The sequence below is a fragment of the Klebsiella sp. YJ genome (assembly GCF_002108615.1).
In the GTDB taxonomy this organism is placed as follows: domain Bacteria; phylum Pseudomonadota; class Gammaproteobacteria; order Enterobacterales; family Enterobacteriaceae; genus Klebsiella; species Klebsiella planticola.
The window spans coordinates 103,230-129,003 of the sequence record NZ_MTEG01000002.1; the positions used below are offsets into that span (position 1 = coordinate 103,230).

Sequence of the window (25,774 nt, forward strand, 5' to 3'; positions counted from 1 at the left end):
CACGAAGCGGCATTAATGTGCCGTTTCTGGTTTGTGCTTCTGCGCGCTCTGGAAGTCATAAGTCAACGCGCCCTTCTCTTTATCCAACGCAACGGTGACCTGTCCACCGTCCACCAGTGAGCCGAACAGCAGTTCGTTAGCCAGCGGTTTCTTCAGGTTATCCTGAATCACGCGCGCCATCGGACGTGCGCCCATTGCCCGGTCGTAGCCTTTTTCTGCCAGCCAGTCACGCGCTTCCTGGCTCACTTCCAGCGAAACGCCTTTCTGATCCAGCTGAACCTGCAGCTCGACGATAAACTTATCTACCACCTGATGGATCACCGTCGTGGACAGATGATCGAACCAGATAATGTTGTCGAGACGGTTGCGGAATTCCGGGGTAAAGATCTTCTTGATCTCATCCATCGCATCCGGACTGTTATCCTGCTGGATAAGACCAATCGATTTACGCTCGGTCTCACGCACGCCGGCGTTGGTCGTCATCACCAGCACCACGTTGCGGAAGTCCGCCTTGCGGCCGTTATTGTCGGTCAGCGTACCGTTATCCATCACCTGCAGCAGCAGGTTAAAGACGTCCGGATGCGCTTTTTCGATCTCATCAAGCAGCAGTACCGCATGCGGATGTTTAATCACCGCATCGGTCAGCAGCCCGCCCTGATCGAAACCAACGTAGCCCGGAGGCGCGCCAATTAAGCGGCTGACGGTATGACGTTCCATATATTCAGACATATCAAAACGCAGCAGCTCAATGCCCAGCGCTTTCGCCAGCTGCACGGTAACCTCGGTTTTCCCGACTCCGGTCGGCCCGGCGAAGAGGAAAGAGCCGACGGGCTTGTGCTCGTGACCGAGGCCCGCACGCGCCATCTTAATCGCTTCGGTTAACGCTTCGATCGCTTTGCCCTGGCCGAAGACCAGCATTTTCAGGCGGTCGCCGAGATTTTTCAGCGTATCGCGATCGCTCTGCGAGACGCTCTTCTCAGGAATACGGGCAATACGCGCCACCACGGACTCGATATCCGCAACGTTGACGGTTTTCTTCCGTTTGCTGGCCGGCATTAACCGAGCCCGCGCACCGGCTTCATCAATGACGTCAATAGCCTTATCCGGCAGATGGCGATCGTTAATGTATTTCACCGCCAGCTCCACCGCCGCACGCACCGCTTTCGCGGTATAGCGCACATCGTGGTGCGCTTCGTACTTCGGCTTCAGGCCGTTGATAATCTGCACCGTCTCTTCCACGGAAGGTTCGGTAATGTCTATCTTCTGGAAGCGACGAGCCAGCGCCCGGTCTTTTTCGAAGATGTTGCTGAATTCCTGATAGGTTGTGGAACCCATCACCCGAATCTTGCCGCTGGAGAGCAGCGGTTTAATCAGATTAGCGGCATCGACCTGGCCGCCTGACGCCGCGCCCGCACCGATAATGGTGTGGATTTCATCAATAAACAGAATGCTGTTGGTATCCTGCTCAAGCTGTTTAAGCAGCGCTTTGAAACGTTTTTCAAAATCGCCGCGATATTTCGTGCCCGCCAGCAGGGAGCCAATATCCAGCGAGTAGATGGTGCAATCGGCCATGATTTCCGGCACGTCGCCCTGAACGATCCGCCAGGCCAGACCCTCGGCAATCGCGGTCTTACCCACGCCGGACTCACCCACCAGCAGCGGGTTATTTTTACGGCGGCGGCACAGCACCTGAATCGCGCGCTCCAGCTCTTTGTCGCGGCCGATCAGAGGATCAATTCCGCCGACGCGAGCAAGCTGATTAAGATTGGTGGTGAAGTTTTCCATACGTTCCTCCCCGCCTGCTTGCTCTTCATTGCTGGGCTGGCTTCCGCTGTTATCGGAAGACTGGCTCGGCTCGTCTTTGCGTGTACCGTGAGAGATGAAGTTGACAACGTCAAGACGGCTCACTTCGTGTTTACGCAGCAGATAGGCCGCCTGTGATTCCTGCTCGCTGAAAATCGCGACCAGAACGTTAGCGCCGGTCACTTCGCTGCGGCCGGAGGATTGTACGTGGAAGACGGCACGCTGCAGCACGCGCTGAAAACTCAGCGTCGGCTGGGTGTCACGCTCTTCTTCCGTGGCGGGCAGAACGGGTGTGGTCTGTTCGATGAAGGCTTCAAGTTCCTGACGCAGCGCCACCAGGTCCACGGAACACGCTTCAAGCGCCTCGCGGGCCGAGGGGTTGCTGAGCAGCGCCAGCAGCAAGTGCTCGACGGTCATGAACTCATGACGGTGCTCGCGCGCTCTGGCGAAAGCCATGTTTAAACTGAGTTCCAGTTCTTGATTGAGCATAGGCACCTCCCCCAATTTTCACGCCTGTCTTCAGGCTTTCTCTAGCGTACACAGCAATGGATGCTCGTTCTCCTTCGCGTATTCATTCACCATCGCGACTTTGGTCTCCGCCACTTCTGCGGTAAATACACCACAAATCGCTTTACCTTGATAGTGAACCGTCAGCATCAGTTGCGTTGCACGTTCTACATCATAAGAAAAGAATTTTTGTAACACGTCAATAACAAACTCCATTGGAGTGTAGTCATCATTGAGCAATATCACTTTATACATAGATGGTGGTTTAAGCTCATTACGAACTTCGTCTTCTACCAGCTGGTCGAAGTCCAGCCAATCTCTCTTACTCATCGTCAGTATTCATCATCGGTTGCTGTTGCCAACAGGCGGCGGCCTGTCGATGACCAGAGGCTATGCACAACGCAAATCTACAATAGATCATAGATAACTATCATCTATTACTTCCATCCGCGATGTCTGTCACATTCCCCGGCAATAGCGTTAACTGCTTCAAATTTTGACGCATTTTTCGCCTCCCACTACCGTCAATTGCTTGACGCATTTCCGTATTTCTCTAAATTGTACTAGCGAGAGTTGGCGAGCATTTGAACAACTCGTCACTCCACCACCGGTTCATTCCATCTTACTTATAAAGATTTACGAAGGATGTCGAAGTATGGAAATGGGTACTGTTAAGTGGTTCAACAATGCCAAAGGGTTCGGCTTTATTTGCCCTGAGGGCGGCGGCGAAGACATTTTCGCCCATTACTCCACCATCCAGATGGATGGTTACAGAACGCTTAAAGCCGGACAAGCCGTTCGGTTTGATGTTCACCAGGGGCCGAAAGGCAATCACGCCAGCGTGATTGTTCCTGTGGAAGCAGAAGCGGCTGCATAACTCTTTTGCTTCATTGTGTACATCCTGCCAGTAAAATGCCAGTCCTTCTGACTGGCATTTTTTTGTTTCTACTCGCGGGCCAGCGCATCTACCGGATCGAGGCGCGCGGCATTTCGCGCCGGCAGCCAACCAAACAGCACGCCGGTTAGCGTCGAGCACAAAAACGCCGTCAGCAGCGCCAGCGGAGAAAAACCGATCTCCCAGCCGGGTAAAAACAGCTGCAGAACCACCGCGATCATCAGCGATAAGGTCACGCCGAGCGCGCCGCCGACCAGACAGACTAAAACAGCCTCAATCAGAAACTGCTGCAGTACGTCGCTGGCCCGCGCCCCGACCGCCATCCGAATCCCAATTTCACGCGTTCGTTCGGTCACCGACACCAGCATGATATTCATAACGCCGATACCGCCCACCACCAGCGCAATCACCGCAACCAGCGTCAGAAACAGCTGTAATGTATGTGTGGTCCGTTCCGCCGTTTTCAAGATGCTGTCCATATTCCAGGTAAAAACATCTTTTTTGCCATGGCGCAACTCAAGCAAACGCAGCAGCTGCTGTTCGGCGGCGGCGCTGTCATACCCTTCCCTCACGCGAACGGTAATCGAATTGAGCCACGATTGCCCCATCACTCTCCCGGCCATGGTGGTGTACGGCAGCCAGACACGGAGGATTTTACTGCTGCCGAACATCGACTGCTTCTCATCCGCTACCCCGACGATGGTCGCCGGCATATTGCCGACGAGGATTATCTCCCCGACAACTCGCGTTTTGTGCGGAAACAGCTGGCGACGCGTATTGCTATCCAGCACCACCACCTGCGCCCGACTGTTGAGCTGCAGCTCGTTAAACGTATTGCCTTCGCTAAAGGTCATGCCGTAGACATTAAAATACTGTGGCCCGACCCCTTCCGCGCTGGCGGCAACATCGATGTTGTCGGCACGCAGACGCAGGCTTTTCGACACCGCGGGCGTCGCCGAACTCACCCACGGCTGCTTCTGAATGGCCAGCAGATCGTCATATTTCAGCGCCTGCTGATAGCGGGGGTCGTCATCGCCAAAATCTTTACCGGGATAAACATCGATCGTGTTGGTGCCAATCGCACGAATATCCGCCAGCACCATCTGCTTCGCCGCATCGCCGACCACCACGATCGACACCACCGACGCGATGCCAATAATGATGCCGAGCATGGTCAACAGCGTGCGCATTTTATTCGCCGCCATCGCCCGCCAGGCCATCACCAGCGCTTCACGAAAACCGCTGGTAAACTGGCGCCATGCGGAAGGCTCTTCACCGCCCAACGGCCGGGCTACCCCGCCGCTGACCGGACCTTTCGCCGGCGGGTTACGCACAATTTCCCCATCGTGGATCTCAATGATCCGTTCGGCCTGCGCCGCCACCTGCGGATCATGGGTGACGATAATCACCGTATGCCCCTGCGATTTCAGCTGGTGCAGAATCGCCATGACCTCTTCACCCGAGCGGCTGTCCAATGCGCCGGTCGGCTCATCGGCCAGAATCACCTCCCCGCCATTCATCAGCGCGCGGGCGATACTGACCCGCTGCTGCTGGCCGCCGGAGAGCTGCGAAGGTTGATATTCCGCTCTCTCTCCCAGACCAAGCCGCACCAGCAAATCATGCGCCCGGGCCAGACGTTCTCGTCGCTCGGCCCCGGCATACACCGCCGGGACTTCAACATTCTGCGCTGCCGTCAGGTGCGAGAGCAGATGGTAACGCTGGAAAATAAAACCAAAATGTTCCCGTCGCAGGCGGGCCAGCGCATCACCGCTGAGCGAGGAGACATCGGTTCCGGCAACGCGGTAGCTGCCGCTGGTCGGCTTATCGAGACAGCCAAGAATATTCATCAGCGTCGATTTTCCTGAACCCGATGCCCCGACAATCGCCACCATTTCACCAGCGGCAATGCTCAGCGTCACGCCCTTGAGCACGTCAACACTGCCGTCGCCGGAGAGGTAGCTGCGGCGGATATCACGCAGTTCCAGCAACGCCGTCATTTTGCCGTCCCGCTACGACTTTCGCCGACGATCACCTCATCGCCTTCTTCCAGCCCTTTCACCACCGCCACATCGGTATCGTTGCGCGCGCCGATAGTCACTTCGCGCTCTTTCACCTCGCCGGTGCGCAGCAGCCGCACGTGGTAACGGTTATCGCCGATGGCATCGCCCAGCGCGCTGAGCGGGATGGTGATGACATTTTTGACTTCCGCCATCTGGATATGTACCTGGGCCGTCATCTCCAGGCGCAGGATCCCCTGCGGGTTCGGCACTTCAAAGCGAGCGTAATAGAAAATGGCGTCGTTGACTTTTTCCGGGGTAGGTAAAATATCCTTCAGGCTCCCCTCGTAGCGGGTCAGCGGGTCGCCGAGCACGGTAAACCAGGCTTTTTGCCCCGGGCGAAGGTGGATCACGTCCGCCTCAGATACCTGAGCTTTGACCAGCATCGTACTGAGATCGGCCAGGGTCAGAATATTGGGCGCCTGCTGGGCGGCAATCACCGTTTGCCCCTGCAGGGTGGTAATTTGCGTCACTTCCCCAGACATCGGCGCCAGAATCCGCGTGTAGTCGAGGTTGGTTTTGGCGGTATCCAACGTCGCCTGATTACGCTTTATCTGCGCTTCAATGGTACCAATCTGCGCCTCTTTCACCGCCAAATCCGTCGCCGCCGTATCCAGCTCCTGGCGGGAAACCAGCTGGCGTTGGGCCAGCTGCTGCTGGCGAGCCAGGGTGACCGCGGCAAGCTTACGTTCGGCGCGCGCCTGATTCAGCTGGGCGCGCAGTTCCATCAACGTCGCGTCGACTTCTTTGATCTGGTTTTGCGCCTGCTCGGGGTCAATCACCCCCAGCAGCTGATCCTTCTGAACCTTGTCGCCGATATTCACGCGCAGCGTTTTTAACTGTCCGCTGACCTGCGCCCCGACATCGACTTTGCGCAGGGCGTCCAGTTTGCCGGTGGCCAGCACGCTCTGCTGTAAATCGCCTTTACGCACCACTAATGTCTGATACTGCGGCAGCGGCGCATTGAGTATCCGCCATCCCCAGAAGGCCAGCGCCAGCACGATAACGACCAGCAGCCACCAGACTTTCCTGCGTTTTCCATTGAGCTTCATAAAAATTCCTGATGTTTTCACTCGCAGAGCCAGGTGGTGATTCTATCCGCAGAGGGTAAAAACATAACGCTAAATTTGAATCATTCTTATTGTCACCACGCTTAGTCTGCCCGACCGCGCGCCAGCCACAGCACGCGGGAGAACATTTTTTTCAGCAGCGTCGGCACCGACTCCACGCCGCGGCGACCGGCCTCCATCGCCACCTCAATGGCCAGATCCGGTTTTGACGAGCGGTGAATCGCCTTGGTAATCACCCGTCGCATATTCATCGGCACATTCGCCGGTAGCTGCGCCACCCGATGATAAACATCGTTAAAGCCCTGGCGATACATAAAGTGCTCCATGTCCAGCGCCGGAAGCGTGGTCAGGTGCTCGCGTTCAAGATCGCGATCATCGTTGAGCAGGCCACGAACCGTCGCCGCATATTTTTTCCCCGCCTCATCGCCGTCGACCAGCACGTGCCATTGAATTCCCATCCGACGGGCAAACTTGATCAGCGGCTTCAGCCCCGACTGAGCAAATTCAATGACCTTGACCCCTTCAGCATCAAAATGATGCCCGCACTGCCGGGCCAGTTCGTTGATAACCCAGGTCTCGGTCTCCCCTTCAACCAGCAGCCAGCAGCGGGCAAACAGTGAGGAGGAGCGGTTAAAGCGAATGTGAAAAGCGATGCGCCGGCTGTCTTCCGCATTCATCCCCCCAGGCCCAAGCCGCCAGGCCGATACGCGCGAGGATTCGCGCACCAGTCGGCAGACGTGTTCCACCGGCGTCAACGACAGGAGTTCGCCGGAATTGGTGGTTGTGACGCGCTGCAGCGGCAGCAAATTCAGTAAATGCCAGGCTACCGACAGCATAATGGGATGCAGACGCGTTTCCGGATCTTCAATCAACAGCAGAGGCCGCGCGTCGCGGTCGAGCCTTACCGTCCCTTTGGCCTGTAGCAGGGTTGAAAACAGACCAAGCAGGATCACCCGATGGCTACGGCCGCCGGGCTTATCAATCATCCGGTTAATAATATCCAGGTAACGCCAGCTACGCTGTTCGTCATGCGAGTGACGACGCATCAGGCGGTGACGAGATTGCGCGCTACTCTGCTCGGCAAAATAGTGCTCCAGCAGTTGCACCATAGCCGATAGCCCCTGGCGTATCTGACTATCGGTTAAATTTTGCGGGTGATTCACCAGCTCACGAGAGAGAAAATCCAGCTGGCGAGCGGTTATCTCAATCTGCGGCGAGTGCGGCACGGCATCATTATGAATGCGCCGCATAAAGCGCGCATCGCGCAGACGCAGAACCGGCATCAGCCGCACCAGGTGGCGCACCATTTCGTCAATATCGTCCAGCGCCAGCGCCTCGCCTCTGCTGTTGATAAAGCTGCGCAGCGTCATGACGCTGTTGTCATCGGTCAGTTCGCCTTCCAGGCGATAAAAAATACGCTGATAGCCATCCTCGCAGGGCACCCAGCAGTCGCTCAGCGGACGAAAACGGCGCACCCGATGGTGGCCTGGCTCATTCTCGCGGAAGGTCAAAATGATATGCAGATGATGTTCACGTCCCTGAACATCGCCCGGCGGAAACCAGAAATCATCGCGGACGAAGTGATAGAGCTCAAATTCCGGCGAAAGCAGTAGCGTCAGCGCATCCAGCAGGCTGGATTTACCCCATGCATTCTCGCCGATCAGAACGTTATTTTGCTCCAGCATCAGCGATAAACGATTGATGCCGCGAAAACCGACGATTTCTACCCGCTCAAGATGCATATCTCCTCCGCTCAGTCACCACTTTCTCCTTCAATAATCAGCAGTATAGCGAGACATGCGTAAACATGACACTACCGGCCCAAACGCGGCCCCGAGCCGACGAGTGACATTGCCCAGGTTATGATTATTAACCGTGCTATTTATTTTGAAAATAATTCATTCGCCAAAGTGGTTATCTTTATTATTTTTGTTCTACACTTTTGTGCAATCACCAATGGTGCAAGGATTAAGATCACATTGCCCTAAATCAAATTAAATCTAGTTATTTAGCTAGCCGCAGGATGACGATCGTCCATAAAATAGCGTCGCTTTATTTTTATCGTTATCCTTTATGTCGATAAATAAAGATCGGCACACAATCCGTGCCCGTTTACATTATTCTTTTGAGGTGGTTATGTTCAGAAAATTAGCAGCGGAATGCTTTGGTACATTCTGGCTTGTGTTTGGTGGGTGCGGTAGCGCCGTGCTCGCCGCAGCCTTCCCGGAGCTGGGAATTGGGTTTGCCGGGGTGGCTTTAGCCTTCGGTTTAACTGTATTAACCATGGCATTTGCCGTCGGTCATATTTCCGGCGGGCACTTCAACCCGGCGGTCACTTTAGGTCTGTGGGCCGGCGGTCGTTTCCCGGCGAAGGACGTGATTGGCTATATTATTGCCCAGGTGGTTGGCGGTATTATTGCCGCTGCCGTTCTGTATGTGGTGGCCAGCGGTAAAGCCGGTTTTGATGCCGCAGCCAGCGGCTTTGCTTCCAACGGCTTCGGAGAACATTCGCCTGGCGGCTACTCCATGCTGTCCGCCATTGTGATTGAAATTGTCCTGACCTGCGGCTTCCTGCTGGTCATTCATGGCGCAACGGATAAAAACGCACCGGCCGGCTTCGCACCCATCGCGATTGGCCTGGCGCTGACCTTAATCCACCTGATCAGCATCCCGGTCACCAATACCTCGGTTAACCCGGCGCGCAGCACCGCCGTGGCGATTTTCCAGGGGGGTTGGGCGCTGCAGCAGCTGTGGTTATTCTGGGTGATGCCTGTTATCGGCGGTATCCTCGGCGGCGTGTTGTACCGTACTCTGCTGGAAAAACGCAATTAACCCTTTATCTGGTTTCACGCAAGGCCCGGCAATGCCGGGCCTTTCTTTTCAGGCACAGCTTTACTCGGTTCTCTGATTTGGGTAGTGTCAGTGGCGCTCACCTCATTCTGCAAGGACCAGATCGTTCATGTTTTCGGGATTATTAATCATTCTGCTGCCATTGGTTGCCGGCTACCTTATTCCTCTGCGTCACCCTTCAGTACTAAAACTTATTACGCGACTGTTGAGCTGGATTGTCTATGTGATCCTCTTTTTCATGGGGATTAGTCTCGCCTTCCTCGACAATCTTTCCAGCAACCTGCTGTCCATTCTTCATTATGCGGTGGTCAGCGTGGTGGTTATTCTGCTGTGTAATATTGCCGCATTAATGTGGCTCGAGCAGAAAATGCCGTGGCGTCACCAGCACCGGCAGGAGAAATTACCTTCGCGCGTCGCAATGGCCATGGAATCTCTGCAGCTGTGCGGCGTGGTGCTTATTGGTTTCCTGATTGGTCTGAGCGGTTTGTCATTTTTACAGCATGCCACCGAGGCGAGCGAATATACGCTGATCTTCCTGCTGTTCCTGATTGGTATTCAGCTGCGAAATAATGGAATGACTTTACGGCAAATAGTACTTAATCGTCGCGGCATGATTGTGGCGGTGGTCGTCACGGCGAGTTCATTAGCCGGCGGGGTGATTAACGCCTTTATTCTCGACCTGCCGCTGAAGACCGGTCTGGCCATGGCCTCCGGGTTCGGCTGGTATTCGCTCTCCGGGATCCTGATGACTGAATCCTTTGGACCGGTCATCGGCAGCGCCGCATTCTTCAACGACCTTTCCCGCGAGCTGCTGGCCATCATGCTGATCCCGGGCCTGGTTCGCCGCAGTCGCTCCACGGCATTAGGGCTATGCGGCGCCACCTCAATGGACTTTACCCTGCCGGTTTTACAGCGTTCCGGCGGCGTCGAGATTGTCCCTGCCGCCATCGTCCACGGTTTTGTTCTGAGCCTGCTGGTGCCGGTGCTGATCGCCCTCTTCTCGGCCTGAAGCATTCAGCGCCCTCACTCTGCCCCCGGCGATGGTATTCGCCGCGCCCGGGGGCACATCGCCCTGGTCTTGATCTGTACCTCCGTGGCGGTAGCCCACCGCGGCCAAATTTGCGCTAAATCAATCTCCCTTTAAATTGTATCAGAAATACCTTTTCTCCCTTCTTTTACCGGCATAACCTTAAACATGTATCTCAAATATAACTTTAAAAAAGGTGTGACCATGTTTTGTGTGCAATGTGAACAAACCATCCGTACCCCGGCAGGGAACGGCTGCTCTTACGCGCAGGGTATGTGCGGTAAAACGGCAGAAACGTCCGATCTCCAGGATCTGCTGATTGCTTCCCTACAAGGTCTGTCCGCTTGGGCGGTAAAGGCCCGTGAATATGGCATCATCAATCATGATGTTGATAATTTTGCCCCGCGCGCATTTTTCTCCACGCTGACCAACGTTAACTTCGATTCCCCGCGTATTGTTGGCTACGCGCGTGAGGCGATTGCCATGCGCGACGCGCTGAAAGCACAATGCCTGAGCGTTGATGCGACCGCCAGCGTCGATAACCCGATGGCCGATCTGCAGCTGGCGAGCGACGATCTCGGCGACCTGCAGCGCCAGGCGGCGGAATTTACCCCCAACAAAGACAAAGCGGCTATTGGCGAGAACATTCTCGGCCTGCGTCTGCTGTGCCTGTACGGCCTGAAAGGCGCAGCGGCCTATATGGAACACGCGCACGTTCTCGGTCAGTACGACAATGACATTTATGCGCAGTACCACAAAATCATGGCCTGGTTAGGCACCTGGCCCGCCGATCTGAACGCTCTGCTGGAGTGCTCAATGGAAATCGGCCAGATGAACTTCAAAGTAATGAGCATTCTGGATGCCGGTGAAACCACTCAATATGGCCATCCGACCCCGACTCAGGTCAACGTCAAAGCGACCGAAGGCAAGTGCATCCTGATCTCTGGCCACGACCTGAAAGATCTCTACAATCTGCTGCAACAAACCGAAGGCACCGGCGTCAATGTCTATACCCACGGTGAAATGCTGCCGGCGCACGGCTATCCGGAGCTGCGTAAATTCAAACATCTGATCGGTAACTACGGTAGCGGCTGGCAAAATCAGCAGGTAGAATTTGCCCGCTTCCCTGGCCCTATCGTGATGACCTCGAACTGCATTATCGACCCGACCGTTGGCGCCTATGATGACCGTATCTGGACCCGCAGCATTGTCGGCTGGCCGGGCGTCAATCACCTCGAGGGGGATGATTTTGCTCCGGTTATCGCTCAGGCACAGCAGATGGCGGGCTTCCCGTACAGCGAAATTCCACACCTGATCACCGTCGGCTTCGGTCGCCAGACGCTGCTCGGCGCCGCGGATACCCTTATCGACCTGGTGAGCCGTGAAAAACTGCGCCATATCTTCCTGGTCGGCGGCTGCGACGGCGCGCGCGGTGAACGTAACTACTTCACCGATTTCGCCACCAGCGTCCCGGATGACTGCCTGATCCTGACCCTGGCCTGCGGTAAATACCGCTTTAACAAACTGGACTTCGGCGATATCGAAGGTCTGCCGCGTCTGGTCGATGCCGGTCAGTGCAACGACGCCTACTCGGCGATTATTCTGGCAGTCACCCTCGCGGAGAAACTGGGCTGCGGCGTCAACGATCTCCCGCTCTCGCTGGTGCTCTCCTGGTTTGAGCAAAAAGCGATTGTTATTCTGCTGACCCTGCTTTCGCTGGGGGTGAAGAACATCGTGACCGGTCCAACCGCGCCGGGCTTCTTCACGCCGGACCTGCTGGCGATTCTCAATGAGAAGTTTGGCCTGCGTTCAGTGACCACCGTAGAAGAAGACATGCAGCAGCTGCTAAGCGCGTAAGGAGCGAGAGAATGACCATGCCAACCCATCAGTGCCCGTGGCGGATGCAGGTTCATCACATCCATCAGGAGACGCCGGATGTCTGGACGATTTCGTTGCTCTGCCACGACTATTATCCGTACCGTGCCGGGCAGTACGCGCTGGTGAGCGTGCGCAATTCGGCAGAGACGCTGCGCGCTTATACCCTTTCGTCGACGCCGGGGGTCAGCGAATACATTACGCTGACCGTTCGCCGGATTGACGAGGGAGCCGGCTCACAGTGGCTGACCCGTCAGCTCAAACGCGGTGATTATCTCTGGCTGTCCGACGCGATGGGTGAGTTCACCTGTGAAGATAAAGCGGAAGACAAGTTCCTGATGCTGGCCGCCGGCTGCGGCGTGACCCCGATTATGTCGATGCGCCGCTGGTTGGCAAAATATCGTCCACAGGCCGATGTGCAGGTGATTTACAATGTTCGCTCGCCTCAGGATGTGATTTTCGCCGATGAGTGGCGACAGTACCCGGTGACGCTGGTGGCGGAAAATAACGCTACCCACGGTTTTGTCGCCGGGCGTCTGACCACGGAGTTACTGAAAAGCGTGCCGGACCTCGCAACCCGTACGGTAATGACCTGCGGACCTGCGCCCTATATGGATTGGGTCGAGCAGGAAGTGACCGCCCTTGGCGTAACGCGTTTCTTTAAAGAAAAGTTCTTTACGCCGGTTGCACAAGCGGCCACCGCCGGACTGAAGTTCACCAAACTGCAGCCAGCGAAGGCGTTTTATGCACCGGTCGGCACCACGCTGCTGGAGGCGCTGGAAAGCAACCAGGTGCCGGTGACCGTCGCCTGCCGCGCGGGGGTGTGCGGCTGCTGCAAAACCAAAGTGGTTTCTGGTGAATATACCGTCAGCAGTACCATGACGTTAACCGATGCGGAAATCGCTGAGGGTTACGTGCTGGCCTGCTCCTGCCATCCGCAGGGGGATTTGGTTCTCGCCTGATCGTAGACTTGTCCGACCTACGAGAGCCGTTGTCGTTTTGTCGGTCGGGTCAACACCGCGCCACCCGACACAAATGCCCGGTGGCGCTAACGCTTACCGGGCCTACGAGAGTCGCTGTAGGCCGGATAAGCGCAGCGCCATCCGGCAATTCCTCATCGCCAGACCGAATTTCCCACCACCGAGAAACGCCCCGCCCCAAGACAGGCAATCGCCAGCGCGCCAATAAAGAAATAGACCAGACTCTCAATTGCCCAGGCCCCGGTTTTATCCAGCGATCCGGTTTCGCCCATTCCCACCATCAGCCACGCCACGATCATCGTAAACGCCAGTACCAGCGCCGCCGGGCGGGTAAGGATCCCCAGAATCAGCAGACAAGGCGCAACCACCTCCCCCACCAGTACGCCATAGGCGATAAAACCGGGCAATCCTTTGGCCACCAGCATACCGCTAATGCCGTCCACGCCAGCAACAAGCTTATGCAATCCGTGAAACAGCATCAGCCCACCCACTGCAAGTCGTAACAAGAGTTTGCCGACATCATCATGTGAAAACATTTTATTAACAGAATTTAACAGCGATTTAACCATTTGAAATGATTCCTGTTTACCGTCTGGTGTGTCGACACAATATGCGGGATTGGCGAACAATAATACCAGCGGAAAATGAGGGGGACTGGCGGGCGGAACGGTCAGTTTCATCTAAGCTTGTAAGCGTTATCACAAAAAGGAGATGGAGAACCATGAAGCAAACTGTGGCGGCATACATAGCAAAAACACTTGAACAGGCCGGCGTAAAACGCATATGGGGCGTCACCGGCGACTCCCTCAATGGACTGAGCGATAGCCTGAACCGGATGGGCACCATTGCCTGGATGCCCACCCGACATGAAGAAGTCGCCGCCTTTGCGGCAGGCGCCGAAGCGCAGTTAACCGGTGAACTGGCGGTTTGCGCAGGTTCGTGCGGCCCGGGTAACCTCCATCTGATTAACGGTCTTTTTGACTGCCATCGCAACCACGTTCCCGTGGTGGCCATCGCCGCCCATATTCCCTCCAGTGAAATCGGCAGCGGCTATTTTCAGGAAACCCATCCGCAGGAGCTGTTCCGCGAATGCAGCCACTATTGCGAGCTGGTCTCCACGCCAGAGCAAATCCCGCAGGTGCTGGCAATAGCGATGCGCAAAGCGGTGATTAACCGTGGCGTATCGGTGGTCGTGCTGCCCGGCGACGTGGCGCTGAAAGCCGCGCCGGAGAACGCCAGCACTCACTGGTACGCTGCGCCGCTGCCGACGGTCACGCCGCCGGAAGAGGAGATCAAAAAGCTGGCGCAGGTACTGCGCTATTCCAGCAATATCGCCCTGCTGTGCGGCAGCGGCTGCGCTGGCGCGCACGCCGAGCTGGTCCAATTTGCCGCGAAATTAAAAGCCCCTGTCGTTCATGCCCTGCGTGGCAAAGAGCACGTTGAGTATGACAACCCCTATGATGTCGGGATGACCGGACTGATTGGCTTCTCCTCAGGTTTCCATACCATGATGAATGCCGATACCCTGGTGCTGCTTGGAACCCAGTTCCCCTACCGGGCCTTCTACCCCACCGACGCCAAAATCATCCAGATTGATATCAACCCCGGCAGCATCGGCGCCCACAGCAAAGTCGATATGGCGCTGGTCGGCGATATTAAATCCACGCTCGGCGCGCTGCTGCCGCATCTGGAAGAGAAAACCGACCGCGCGTTTCTGGATAAAGCCCTTGAGCACTACCGCGAAGCGCGTAAAGGACTCGATGACCTGGCGAAACCAAGCGACAAAGCGATTCACCCGCAGTATCTGGCGCAGCAGATCGGCCATTTTGCCGCCGACGACGCAATTTTCACCTGCGACGTCGGGACGCCAACCGTCTGGGCCGCCCGCTATCTGAAAATGAACGGCCGACGCCGCCTGATCGGGTCGTTTAACCACGGTTCGATGGCTAACGCCATGCCGCAGGCGATTGGCGCCAAGGCGACAGCGCCGGATCGCCAGGTGGTGGCGATGTGCGGCGACGGCGGTTTCAGCATGTTAATGGGCGACTTCCTCTCGCTGGCGCAAATGAAGCTGCCGGTAAAAATTATCATTTTTAACAATAGCGTCCTCGGCTTCGTGGCAATGGAAATGAAAGCCGGAGGCTATCTGACCGACGGCACCGAATTGCACGACACGAATTTCGCCCGCATTGCTGAAGCCTGCGGGATCACAGGGATCCGCGTCGAAAAAGCCAGCGAGGTCGATAGCGCGTTACAGACCGCGTTTAGTACCGATGGTCCGGTACTGGTGGATGTTGTCGTCGCCAAAGAGGAGCTGGCCATTCCGCCACAGATCAAACTGGAGCAGGCCAAAGGGTTTAGTCTGTACATGCTGCGCGCCATTATCAGCGGACGCGGCGATGAGGTAATCGAACTGGCGAAAACCAACTGGCTCAGGTAAAACATTCTTTTAGTTAATACCTGAAATCATGCCCGATGCCGTGATGCGGCGCGCCCGAGAATCCCCGACGACAGCACCACGCCTGTCGCCGGGGTCAGAAAAGGCGCGCCACAGCCGCCTGCGGGATGAGCCACCCAGAAGGAAATGCCGTGATAGATTTACGCAGTGATACCGTAACCCGCCCAGCACCCGCCATGCTGGAGGCGATGATGGCCGCCCCGGTCGGAGACGACGTGTATGGTGACGATCCAACGGTAAATGAACTTCAGCGCTACGCCGCCCAGCTGGCCGGTAAAGAAGCCGCGCTGTTCCTGCCCACCGGTACCCAGGCTAATCTGGTCGGCCTGCTGAGCCACTGCCAGCGCGGCGAAGAGTATATCGTCGGCCAGGGCGCGCATAACTATCTGTATGAAGCGGGCGGTGCGGCGGTACTGGGTAGCATTCAGCCGCAGCCGATAGACGCCGCCGCAGACGGCACTCTGCCGCTGGATAAAGTCGCCGCGAAGATTAAACCTGACGATATCCACTTTGCCCCAACTCGCCTGCTGAGCCTCGAAAATACCCATAACGGTAAGGTTCTGCCGCGCGACTATCTCAAAGAAGCCTGGCAATTTACCCGTGAGCGCAATCTGGCGCTGCACGTTGACGGCGCGCGTATCTTCAATGCGGTCGTGGAATACGATTGTGAGCTGCGGGATATCGCCCAATATTGCGACTCTTTTACTATCTGTCTTTCTAAAGGATTGGGCACGCCGGTCGGCTCGCTGCTGGTCGGTAGCCACGAGTACATTCGCCGCGCCACCCGCTGGCGGAAAATGGTCGGCGGCGGCATGCGCCAGGCCGGTATTCTGGCGGCGGCAGGCCTCTATGCCCTGCAAAACAACGTCCAACGGTTAAAAGAGGACCACGACAATGCGGCGTGGATGGCCGGGCAGCTCAGCGCAATGGGCGCCGACGTGACCCGGCATGATACCAACATGGTGTTTGTCCGCGTGGGAGAAGAACACGCCGAAGCGCTGGGCGCATTTATGCAGCAGCGCGGCGTGCTGATCAATGCCTCGCCGATCGTGCGCCTGGTCACCCATCTGGATGTCAGCCGCCAGCAGCTTGCGGACGTCGTCGGCCACTGGCAGGCATTTTTGCAGCGCTAAGGAGCCCGGCGTGTCGCAACGAATTCTGGTGCTCGGTGCCAGCGGCTATATCGGCCAGCATCTGGTGCAGGCATTAAGCGAGCAGGGTTACCCGGTGCTGGCGGCGGCACGCCATGTCGACAGGCTGCAGAAACTCAATCTTCCGGGCGTAAGCTGCCATCCGCTCGATCTTAACCAGCCGCAGGGGCTTTCCGCCCTGCTGGCGCAGGTGGATACCGTTTATTATCTGGTGCACGGGATGGGCGAAGGCGGCGATTTTATTGCGCACGAACGTCGGGTCGCGGTCAACGTTCGCGATGCCCTGCGCGTCACGCCGGTCCGGCAGCTGATTTTTCTCAGCTCCCTGCAGGCGCCGGAAGCCGAACAATCGGATCATCTGCGCGCCAGGCAAATCACCGCCGACATTCTGCGGGAATCCGCCGTACCGGTCACCGAACTGCGGGCGGGAATTATCATCGGCGCCGGCTCCGCCGCTTTCGAAGTGATGCGCGATATGGTCTACAACCTGCCGATCCTGACGCCACCGCGCTGGGTTCGCTCGCGAACGACGCCTGTCGCTCTGGAAAACCTGCTCTATTATCTGGTGCAGCTGCTTCACCATCCGGCCAGCGCTCATCGCGTACTGGAGGCCGCCGGCCCAGAAATATTAAGCTACCAACAGCAGTTCACTCGCTTTATGGCAGTGAGCGGCAAACATCGCCTGTTAATCCCGATTCCCTTCCCCACCCGCTGGATTTCGGTGTGGTTTCTCAACGTGATTACGTCGGTCCCTCCGACTATCGCCCGGGCATTGATTCAGGGGTTAAAGCACGATCTGATCGCCGACGATCGCACCCTGCGCGCGCTGATCCCCCAGACGCTGCTCTCCTTTGATGAAGCGGTGCGCCGCACGCTAAAAGAGGAAGAGCAGCTCGCCAACTCCAGCGACTGGGGCTATGACGCCCAGGCGTTTGCCCGCTGGCGGCCGGAGTATGGCTACTATCCTAAACAGGCCGGTTGTACGGTGAGCACCCACGCCAGCGCGGCGGCGCTGTGGCAGGTGGTCAATCAAATCGGCGGCAAAGAGGGTTACTTCTTTGGCAATATTCTGTGGCGGATCCGCGGGGCGATGGACCTGTTGGTCGGCCACCGGCTGGCGAAAGGTCGTCCCGATCGTGCCAACCTACGGACCGGTGATACGGTGGACAGCTGGAAGGTCATTATCGTCGAACCGCAAAAGCAGCTAACCTTATTATTCGGCATGAAAGCGCCGGGTCTTGGGCGCCTGAGTTTTACGCTGAGCGATAAAGGCGATCGCCGCGAACTGGATGTCCGCGCCTGGTGGCATCCTCACGGCATGCCCGGGCTGTTCTATTGGCTGCTGATGATCCCGGCGCATCTGTTTATCTTTCGCGGTATGGCGCGACGCATTGCCCGGCTGGCCGAACAAATCACAGGCAAATAGGCAGTATGTGTGGCATTCTTTCATCATTCTCATTGCATCATGAGGAGAATCACGGAAAAATGCGCACGAAATTCTTTTCTGGGACAGTAGGTTGATATGAAGGTACTGGTTACCGGTGCGACCAGCGGATTAGGCCGCAACGCGGTGGAATATCTGCGTCATCAAGGCATCAGCGTCAGAGCCACCGGGCGTAATGAAGCGATGGGCAAGCTTCTGAGCAAAATGGGCGCCGAGTTTGTGCCTGCTGATTTAACCGAACTGGTTTCTTCGCAGGCCAAAGTGATGCTCGCCGGTATCGATACCCTGTGGCACTGTTCAAGCTTTACCTCTCCCTGGGGTACACAGCAGGCTTTTGATCTCGCTAACGTGCGGGCTACCCGCCGTCTCGGAGAGTGGGCCGTTGCCTGGGGCGTGCGTAATTTCGTTCATATCTCCTCCCCGTCGCTCTACTTTGATTATCACCATCATCGCGATGTGCAGGAAGATTTCCGTCCGCAGCGTTTCGCCAATGAATTTGCCCGCAGCAAGGCGGCCAGCGAAGAGGTCATTCATCTGCTGGCCCAGGCGAACCCCAACACCCGCTTTACCATTCTGCGTCCGCAAAGCCTGTTCGGCCCCCATGATAAAGTGTTTATTCCTCGCCTGGCGCAAATGATGCAGCACTACGGTAGCGTCCTGCTTCCGCGCGGCGGCAGCGCGCTGGTTGATATGACCTATTATGAAAATGCGGTACATGCGATGTGGCTCGCCAGCCAGCCACAGTGCGATCATTTGCCCTCTGGCCGCGCCTGGAATATCACCAACGGCGAACCGCGCACGCTGCACAGCATCGTGCAGAAGCTGATTGATGAACTGGGCATTAAATGCCGGATCCGCTCAGTGCCCTACCCGATGCTGGATATTATCGCCCGCAGTATGGAGCATTTTGGCAACAAGTCCGCCAGGGAACCCGCCTTTACCCACTACGGCGTCTCCAAGCTGAACTTTGATTTTACCCTCGATATCTCCCGCGCTCAGCAAGAGCTGGGCTATCAACCCGTGGTCACGCTGGATGACGGCATTATTCGCACCGCCGCCTGGCTGAAGGACCACGGGAAATTACACCGCTAGCCTCAGGTTATCCCTGGCCATACTTTTCCAACAGCGCATCGGCGATGGCCTGGGTTTCAGCATCGGCGACGCCATCCCAGCGCGCCGGGCGGAAGTGCATCTGAAAGGCCATAATGACTCGTTTCTGTTGCGCCGGGGTCATCTCTGGCGTGACCTGATAGCCATAGCGGGAGAGCGTATCCAGCAGTTCAGCGCTATCAACCGGTTGATACGATGGCCGACCGTTGAGATAAAACGCCACCCGACTGGCATCCGGCCATGCGCCAATACCTTGCCCGGCCAGCTGCCGCCATGGGAATAACGGCCCGGGGTCGTCCTTACGCTGCGGGGCAATATCGGCGTGGGCAACCACGTTTTGCGGCGCAATGTGGTAGCGGGAAATAATATCTTTTGCCAACGGAATCAGTGCGTTAATCTGTGCCGGGTTGAACGGTGTAAAGCTTTTCCCCCCCACGCTCTTCTGCCAGCCGCGGTTCTCCAGTTCAATGCCAATAGACGTATCGTTAATGCGCGTACTGCCGCGCCAGAAGCTAATCCCGGCATGCCAGGCCAAATCTTGTTCCGGCACCAGTTGCCAGATCCGCGGTTTGCCCTGATACAGCGGCGGCTGCTCGGGGATCAGATAGTGGGAGCTGACCTGATTGTCCGTCAGGGTCGCCAGGGAAACGTCAAAGTCATCGGCGGTATAGTGAATGACTAAGACTTTCACTCTCGGGTAGGCTGCCTGCGCCGGATGGCGGGTATCGAGCTGGTAACCGTCGCGGTCAATAATCCCTTTTTCTGCGCTACAACCGGCCAGCAGCAGTAAGAGCGCGATAAGTCCAGAACGTTTCATCGGGAGGTCATCCCCCAACATACGGTGAGTCGGGCCATCAGTCAGATCCTTATATAAACCACCTTCCGCCAATGTCGATAGCGGCTTGACTCATGATAAACCATGAACTCAACGCTGTCTGCCGGTGCCATTTTGCAAATTTCACAGCCGTAATACATAAGGTAAATTTATACTAACCACTGTTTAAAATGAGATTAAGTAGAGTCTTAACTACTCTTTTGAAAAAAGACGCCACAAATCATAAACCCGGAGTCATCTTTTCCTTATCAGTACACGAGTTAGCGATCATAGTTTTGTAGTATTTAGCTTGAAAAAAAAATTCACTTGATTCAATCTGGAGCCGCTCATTGGTTAGTTAAAACAAGGGCATGATGATAGCAAGTTAAACAATGGAGATTAAAAATATGAAATATGCAGCTTTAGTGGCAGGTGCAGCATTGTTTTTAACCGCAAACGCATTCTCAGCGGAAATTTTGTCCAAAGAAGATTTCGCCAAAGTGCAGACCCAGTATCAAAAAGTGGGTACCATTTCCTCTACAGGCCAGACCGCTCCTGGCGATGCGCGTGCAGAGTTGCTGAAAAAAGCTGAAGAAAAAGGTGCTGATGTTGTCGTTCTGTCTTCCGGCAACACCGACAAGAAACTTCATGTTTCTGCCAATATTTATAAGAAAAAATAATTAACTTTTCTTTCTGAAGGGGGATTATCGCCAAATGGCGATAATCCCCCTTGTGTATTCCTGACAAGGTTTATTTTTAGATAGCATTTAATATTTACAGCCCCTGCATATCATTATCAGATAGCGCCCCGCGCAAGACCAGCATACTCAAATTCAGATCGACACATTTTAAATTCCGCCGAAATGATTGTGGTACCACGCCACGAAATGATGTTTAACAACCGAAGTTCATTCTGGCACCGGCGAGTTGGCTATACTTTGCGGAGATAAAAACGAGACTAAAATTTACAACCCTGCAGCTGGCAGGCGGCCAAGGAAAAAAGTCATATCGAGCTTCTCTGGGTTGGTCTGTAGCAGTGGTGCGCACACGAGTGCACTCGGTTTTATGAAATCGGTACGGAAGATGTCGATCTGGCGGGAGTCTGCCAGACGGCGCGGGCGCAAGATGCCTTTACTCTCGCCCCAGCGCTGCGGGGATCGCCAGCCTGCCGTAGAGAAGTGCAAGCGCTTCATCCAGCGTGATGCCTGCCACAGGATTTGACGGGCGCCGCCTTACGAACTCATACACAATTAAACGCAATAGGAATACACGCTCCTGACTGGTGAGTTCACGCGCCTGGAATGGGGAAACATGAGCGCAATTTCCCTATAAGGGCAAAGTATTGCCATCAATAATATGCAGCGAATCGTTAATGGCGTTAAAGAAATCGATTCTGATATGATCTTGCCATATTTTTATAGTGCACAGTTTGGCTTTCCATCCCGAGCCGGCGGGAAACGAGGAATTTTCCCGTTTGCATATTATCAGACACCGATACGGCCAGACGCTCAACATGGACGTCATGCCCCTTAAACCCGTCGAGCCAATAGTGCTGCCTGCCGGCATCGGAAAAATATACCGCATAATCATCATCCCGGTTCACCGTCCGGTCGTTTTTTTTCACAAAGCGAGGTAATAATTTCGCCCGCACTGGAGTTTATTATTTGCTATTAAATAATAATACCATTGCAGCGGCGGGCTGTGCTTAGAGCTTATCCCGGCAGGTGTAATTGTTGCCGCCCGTCCGGACACCGACAGGGAGTACGTGAGGAGGGTGAGCACCGCCTGGTTCTGAAATGGCAAATACCATAGTCTGAGGAGACAGGAGCTCTATTTTAAATATAAATCCTATCGCGCCTGATTATTGAATATTTAAGCAGATATATAGTTTTCATTTTACGGAAAACAGATTGTATTGGCGAAAATAAATAGCGTGTGATCGCTGATAAAAAATAGCGCGATCGCTGACAACGCATGGGCAAAAATACACTTTGGGGAAAAATGTATTGCCTGAGCTCTAAGAGTCAAGCACATTCCGGAGCCAGTACGCTATGCTTGAACAGAAACTAATAACGTAGTGAGCTTATAAGGAAATCATCATGCGCTACAAACTCGTTGCTTTTATTATCCCGTGCGCGCTCGCGCTGAGTGCCTGTACCACCGTCACACCCGCCTATAAAGATAATGGCACCCGCAGCGGGGCCTGCATCGAAGGTGGGCCGGATGAGGTGGCGCAGAAATTTTACGATTATCAGGTCCAGCATCGGAACAACGACCTGACGGCCCTGCGTCCTTACCTCAGCGACGATCTGGCCAAACTGTTAAACGATGCCCGCCAGGATCCGTCACGCAGCTCGCTGCTGCAATCGAACCTCTTCTCCAGCTCGACAACCCCGGCCGATAGCGCCAGCGTGGCCAGCGCCTCGACCATTCCAAACCGCGATGCCCGCAATATCCCTCTGCGCGTCGATTTAAAACAGGGCAGTCAAAGCTGGCAGGATGAAGTGCTGATGATTCAGGAAGGCCAGTGCTGGGCCGTCGACGACGTGCGTTATCTTGGCATTAACTCCCATGCCCCGGCCGGTTCCCTGCAACAGAGTCTTGAAAAACGCGGATAAGGGCGTGGAACCCACGCCGCTGAAACGATAACCCCGGTAAAATGTCGGTATTTCTCCAGGTTATGCCGACATTTGTGCCTCCCCACCCCACGAACCCATATTTTGTGCTAAGTTTAGAGGTAAATGTGGTTTACATTTAACTTTTAACGCATAAATATTGCATAACTATTCTGTCAAAGGTAGTATTTGCGGCCTCAATAGCTATTCGTATCAGACAGCCCAGATGAGTATTAAACTAAACGGCATTAACTGCTTCTACGGCGCGCATCAGGCGCTGTTCGACATCACGCTGGATTGCCCGCAGGGGGAAACGCTGGTGCTGCTCGGCCCCAGTGGCGCCGGGAAAAGCTCGCTGCTTCGCGTACTCAACCTGCTGGAAATGCCGCGCTCCGGGACATTACATATCGCCGGTAACCACTTCGACTTTACCAAAGCGCCTTCTGACAAAGCCATTCGTGAGCTGCGCCAGAACGTGGGTATGGTTTTCCAACAGTATAATCTGTGGCCGCACCTGACGGTGCAGCAAAACCTGATTGAAGCCCCCTGCCGCGTGCTGGGGTTAAGTAAAGACATGGCGCTCGCTCGCGCCGAAAAACTGCTGGAACGTCTTCGTCTCAAGCCCTACAGCGATCGCTATCCGCTGCATCTTTCCGGTGGCCAGCAGCAGCGCGTCGCCATTGCGCGGGCGCTGATGATGGAACCTCAGGTTCTGCTGTTTGATGAACCTACCGCCGCACTCGACCCGGAAATCACCGCTCAGATCGTCAGCATTATCCGCGAACTGGCCGGTACCGGCATTACGCAGGTTATCGTCACCCACGAAGTGGAAGTGGCGCGTAAAACGGCAAGCCGGGTGGTGTATATGGAAAATGGTCACATCATTGAACAAGGGGATGCCAGCTGCTTTACGCATCCTCAGACCGACGCGTTTAAAAACTATCTTTCACATTGATGTTTTCGGGGAAATGACGATGAAAAAAGTACTGATTGCCGCGATCCTGGCCAGCATGAGCCTGTCAGCTACTGCCGCCCAGACCATTCGTTTCGCCACTGAGGCCTCCTACCCTCCGTTTGAATCGATTGATGCCAACAATAAAATTGTCGGTTTTGATGTCGATCTGGCCAACGCGCTGTGTAAAGAAATTGATGCCACCTGCACCTTTACCAACCAGGCCTTCGACAGCCTGATCCCCAGCCTCAAATTCCGCCGCGTCGATGCGGTGATGGCCGGGATGGATATCACGCCTGAGCGTGAAAAACAGGTGCTGTTCACGACCCCTTACTACGAAAACTCGGCGCTGTTTGTCGGCCAGCAGGGTAAATACACCAGCCTCGAACAGCTGAAAGGCAAAAAAGTCGGCGTCCAGAACGGGACCACGCACCAGAAATTTATTAACGACAAACACCCTGAAATCACCACCGTGCCATACGACAGCTACCAGAATGCGAAGCTGGATCTGCAAAATGGCCGTATTGATGCCGTGTTTGGCGATAATGCCGTCGTCACCGAGTGGCTGAAAAGCAATCCGAAGCTGGCCGCGGTGGGCGATAAAGTCACCGATAAAGACTACTTCGGTACCGGTCTGGGCATTGCGCTTCGTCAGGGCAATACCGAACTGCAGCAGAAATTTAATGCTGCGCTGGAAAAAGTGAAAAAAGATGGGACTTACCAGACCATCTATAGCAAATGGTTTCAGAAGTAACGCTAAATGAATGAAATTTTTCCATTAGCAAGTGCCGCCGGGATGACCGTCGGCCTTGCCGTTTGCGCGCTCATCATCGGCCTTGTGCTGGCGATGCTGTTTGCCGTGCTGGAGTCAGTGAAATGGCGCCCGCTGGCATGGCTCGCAACCGGCGTGGTCACGGTTCTGCGTGGACTACCGGAGATTCTGGTGGTCCTGTTTATCTATTTCGGCTCCTCACAGCTGCTGCTTACGCTCTCCGACGGTTTTACGATCAATCTTGGCTTTGTGCAGATTCCGGTACAGATGCAGATTGAAAACTTCGACGTCAGTCCGTTCCTGTGCGGCGCCATCGCGTTGTCCCTGCTTTACGCCGCTTACGCCTCGCAAACTCTGCGCGGAGCGCTTAAGGCGGTACCTCAGGGACAGTGGGAGTCCGGCCAGGCGCTGGGGCTATCGAAAGGGGCGATCTTCTTCCGTCTGGTGATGCCGCAAATGTGGCGTCATGCGTTGCCGGGCCTCGGCAACCAGTGGCTGGTTCTGCTGAAAGATACCGCGCTGGTCAGTTTAATCAGCGTCAACGATCTGATGCTGCAAACCAAAAGCATCGCCACGCGCACCCAGGAGCCGTTTAACTGGTACATCATCGCGGCGGCGATCTATCTGGTCATCACCCTGCTCAGTCAGTACATCCTCAAACGTATTGACCAGCGTGCGACGCGCTTCGAACGGAGACCAGGCTGATGCTCGATTATTTACCCGAACTGCTGAAAGGGCTGCATACCAGCCTGACGCTGACGGCGGCTTCGATCGTCGTGGCGCTGATTCTGGCGCTGGTTTTCACCATCGTCCTGACGCTGAAAACGCCGGTACTGGTGTGGATTGTTCGCGCTTACATCACCTTATTTACCGGTACGCCGCTGCTGGTGCAGATCTTCCTGATTTACTATGGTCCAGGTCAGTTCCCCTCTTTGCAGAACTACCCGGTGCTGTGGCATCTGATTTCTGAACCCTGGCTGTGCGCCATGATAGCCCTGTCCCTCAACAGCGCAGCCTACACCACCCAGCTGTTTTATGGTGCGATCCGCGCCATCCCTGACGGCCAGTGGCAATCCTGCAGCGCGCTGGGCATGAGCAAGAAAGACACGCTGGCGATTCTGCTGCCGTACGCCTTTAAACGCGCCCTCTCTTCTTATTCCAACGAGGTGGTGCTGGTGTTCAAAAGTACCTCTCTGGCTTACACCATTACGCTGATGGAAGTCATGGGGCACGGCCAGCTGCTGTACGGACGTACCTACGACGTGATGGTGTTTGGCGCGGCCGGTATTGTCTATCTCATCGTCAACGGTCTGCTGACGCTGCTGATGCGGTTGGTGGAGCGTAAAGCGCTGGCGTTTGAACGACGGAACTAACCCCAAAAGGGATCCCGTTGG

The 25,774-nt window shown here is 55.5% G+C and carries 22 protein-coding genes; 15 read left to right on the forward strand and 7 right to left on the reverse strand.

The genetic code is table 11. The features are described from left to right. Positions 1-12: 12 nt before the first annotated feature. Positions 13-2,292: an ATP-dependent Clp protease ATP-binding subunit ClpA gene (clpA, locus tag BV390_RS02755; protein WP_032688638.1), complete on the reverse strand. Its 2,280-nt coding sequence runs from the start codon at positions 2,290-2,292 to the stop codon at positions 13-15. A gap of 30 nt (positions 2,293-2,322) precedes the next feature. Next, on the reverse strand, positions 2,323-2,640 hold the full coding sequence (gene clpS / locus BV390_RS02760) for an ATP-dependent Clp protease adapter ClpS (protein WP_004860017.1): 318 nt from the start codon (positions 2,638-2,640) through the stop codon (positions 2,323-2,325). A 325-nt stretch (positions 2,641-2,965) separates the two neighbouring features. Here clpS and cspD point away from each other — a divergent pair, with 325 nt between their 5' ends. Continuing rightward, positions 2,966-3,187, forward strand: a complete 222-nt coding sequence (cspD, locus tag BV390_RS02765) for a cold shock-like protein CspD (protein WP_004860015.1) — start codon at positions 2,966-2,968, stop codon at positions 3,185-3,187. A gap of 68 nt (positions 3,188-3,255) precedes the next feature. Here the strand turns inward: cspD and macB are convergent, their stop codons facing one another. From macB to BV390_RS02780, 3 genes are all read right to left on the reverse strand, one after another. Next, positions 3,256-5,202: a macrolide ABC transporter ATP-binding protein/permease MacB gene (gene macB, locus BV390_RS02770; protein WP_032700453.1), complete on the reverse strand. Its 1,947-nt coding sequence runs from the start codon at positions 5,200-5,202 to the stop codon at positions 3,256-3,258. After that, positions 5,199-6,314, reverse strand: coding sequence for a macrolide transporter subunit MacA (macA, locus tag BV390_RS02775; protein ID WP_032688640.1), 1,116 nt, complete (start codon positions 6,312-6,314; stop codon positions 5,199-5,201). Before macA ends, macB begins: the two co-directional genes overlap by 4 nt. 101 nt (positions 6,315-6,415) lie before the next feature. Further along, the gene (locus tag BV390_RS02780; RefSeq protein WP_032688641.1) at positions 6,416-8,074 is read right to left on the reverse strand and encodes an ATP-dependent endonuclease; all 1,659 of its coding nucleotides are present in this window, start codon (positions 8,072-8,074) and stop codon (positions 6,416-6,418) included. 394 nt (positions 8,075-8,468) lie between these two features. On the opposite strand from BV390_RS02780, the gene aqpZ reads away from it, so the two are divergent. From aqpZ to hcr, 4 genes are all read left to right on the forward strand, one after another. Beyond that, on the forward strand, positions 8,469-9,164 hold the full coding sequence (gene aqpZ / locus BV390_RS02785) for an aquaporin Z (RefSeq protein WP_047664489.1): 696 nt from the start codon (positions 8,469-8,471) through the stop codon (positions 9,162-9,164). A gap of 127 nt (positions 9,165-9,291) precedes the next feature. Next, positions 9,292-10,191 (forward strand): LysO family transporter, encoded by a 900-nt coding sequence (locus BV390_RS02790; protein WP_032688644.1) that lies wholly within the window; start codon positions 9,292-9,294, stop codon positions 10,189-10,191. A gap of 222 nt (positions 10,192-10,413) precedes the next feature. Further along, positions 10,414-12,066: a hydroxylamine reductase gene (hcp, locus tag BV390_RS02795; RefSeq protein ID WP_046852925.1), complete on the forward strand. Its 1,653-nt coding sequence runs from the start codon at positions 10,414-10,416 to the stop codon at positions 12,064-12,066. An 11-nt stretch (positions 12,067-12,077) separates the two neighbouring features. After that, complete coding sequence (gene hcr, locus BV390_RS02800) at positions 12,078-13,046, forward strand: NADH oxidoreductase (protein WP_032695651.1); 969 nt, start codon at positions 12,078-12,080, stop codon at positions 13,044-13,046. Between the two features lie 152 nt (positions 13,047-13,198). Here the strand turns inward: hcr and BV390_RS02805 are convergent, their stop codons facing one another. Then, on the reverse strand, positions 13,199-13,633 hold the full coding sequence (locus tag BV390_RS02805; protein ID WP_085396549.1) for a DoxX family protein: 435 nt from the start codon (positions 13,631-13,633) through the stop codon (positions 13,199-13,201). A gap of 152 nt (positions 13,634-13,785) precedes the next feature. Here BV390_RS02805 and poxB point away from each other — a divergent pair, with 152 nt between their 5' ends. The 4 genes from poxB to BV390_RS02825 all read left to right on the forward strand — a co-directional run bounded on the left by poxB (position 13,786) and on the right by BV390_RS02825 (position 19,209). After that, the gene (poxB, locus tag BV390_RS02810; RefSeq protein WP_032688647.1) at positions 13,786-15,504 is read left to right on the forward strand and encodes a ubiquinone-dependent pyruvate dehydrogenase; all 1,719 of its coding nucleotides are present in this window, start codon (positions 13,786-13,788) and stop codon (positions 15,502-15,504) included. Positions 15,505-15,653: 149 nt separating this feature from the next. Continuing rightward, the gene (gene ltaE, locus BV390_RS02815) at positions 15,654-16,655 is read left to right on the forward strand and encodes a low-specificity L-threonine aldolase (RefSeq protein WP_032688648.1); all 1,002 of its coding nucleotides are present in this window, start codon (positions 15,654-15,656) and stop codon (positions 16,653-16,655) included. A 10-nt stretch (positions 16,656-16,665) separates the two neighbouring features. Continuing rightward, positions 16,666-18,099, forward strand: a complete 1,434-nt coding sequence (locus BV390_RS02820; RefSeq protein WP_032695648.1) for an SDR family oxidoreductase — start codon at positions 16,666-16,668, stop codon at positions 18,097-18,099. Between the two features lie 96 nt (positions 18,100-18,195). Beyond that, the gene (locus BV390_RS02825; protein ID WP_032695647.1) at positions 18,196-19,209 is read left to right on the forward strand and encodes an NAD-dependent epimerase/dehydratase family protein; all 1,014 of its coding nucleotides are present in this window, start codon (positions 18,196-18,198) and stop codon (positions 19,207-19,209) included. 7 nt (positions 19,210-19,216) lie between these two features. Here the strand turns inward: BV390_RS02825 and BV390_RS02830 are convergent, their stop codons facing one another. Continuing rightward, positions 19,217-20,044, reverse strand: coding sequence for an N-acetylmuramoyl-L-alanine amidase (locus tag BV390_RS02830; RefSeq protein ID WP_046852926.1), 828 nt, complete (start codon positions 20,042-20,044; stop codon positions 19,217-19,219). A gap of 404 nt (positions 20,045-20,448) precedes the next feature. Here BV390_RS02830 and yahO point away from each other — a divergent pair, with 404 nt between their 5' ends. The 6 genes from yahO (at position 20,449) to artM (ending at position 25,753) form a co-directional block, all read left to right on the forward strand. Beyond that, positions 20,449-20,721 (forward strand): DUF1471 family periplasmic protein YahO, encoded by a 273-nt coding sequence (gene yahO, locus BV390_RS02835; RefSeq protein WP_032688756.1) that lies wholly within the window; start codon positions 20,449-20,451, stop codon positions 20,719-20,721. A 1,419-nt stretch (positions 20,722-22,140) separates the two neighbouring features. Continuing rightward, entirely contained in the window at positions 22,141-22,659 is a 519-nt protein-coding gene (locus BV390_RS02850) for a lipoprotein (protein WP_032688652.1), read from the forward strand. A gap of 223 nt (positions 22,660-22,882) precedes the next feature. Continuing rightward, a complete protein-coding gene (gene artP, locus BV390_RS02855; protein WP_004859977.1) occupies positions 22,883-23,611 on the forward strand; it encodes an arginine ABC transporter ATP-binding protein ArtP in 729 nt (242 codons plus the stop codon). A 19-nt stretch (positions 23,612-23,630) separates the two neighbouring features. Continuing rightward, positions 23,631-24,362: an arginine ABC transporter substrate-binding protein ArtI gene (gene artI / locus BV390_RS02860; RefSeq protein WP_032688653.1), complete on the forward strand. Its 732-nt coding sequence runs from the start codon at positions 23,631-23,633 to the stop codon at positions 24,360-24,362. A gap of 6 nt (positions 24,363-24,368) precedes the next feature. Beyond that, the gene (gene artQ, locus BV390_RS02865) at positions 24,369-25,085 is read left to right on the forward strand and encodes an arginine ABC transporter permease ArtQ (protein WP_032688654.1); all 717 of its coding nucleotides are present in this window, start codon (positions 24,369-24,371) and stop codon (positions 25,083-25,085) included. Next, positions 25,085-25,753, forward strand: coding sequence for an arginine ABC transporter permease ArtM (gene artM, locus BV390_RS02870; RefSeq protein ID WP_032688655.1), 669 nt, complete (start codon positions 25,085-25,087; stop codon positions 25,751-25,753). The genes artQ and artM overlap by 1 nt, the downstream gene beginning before the upstream one ends. Positions 25,754-25,774 lie beyond the last annotated feature (21 nt).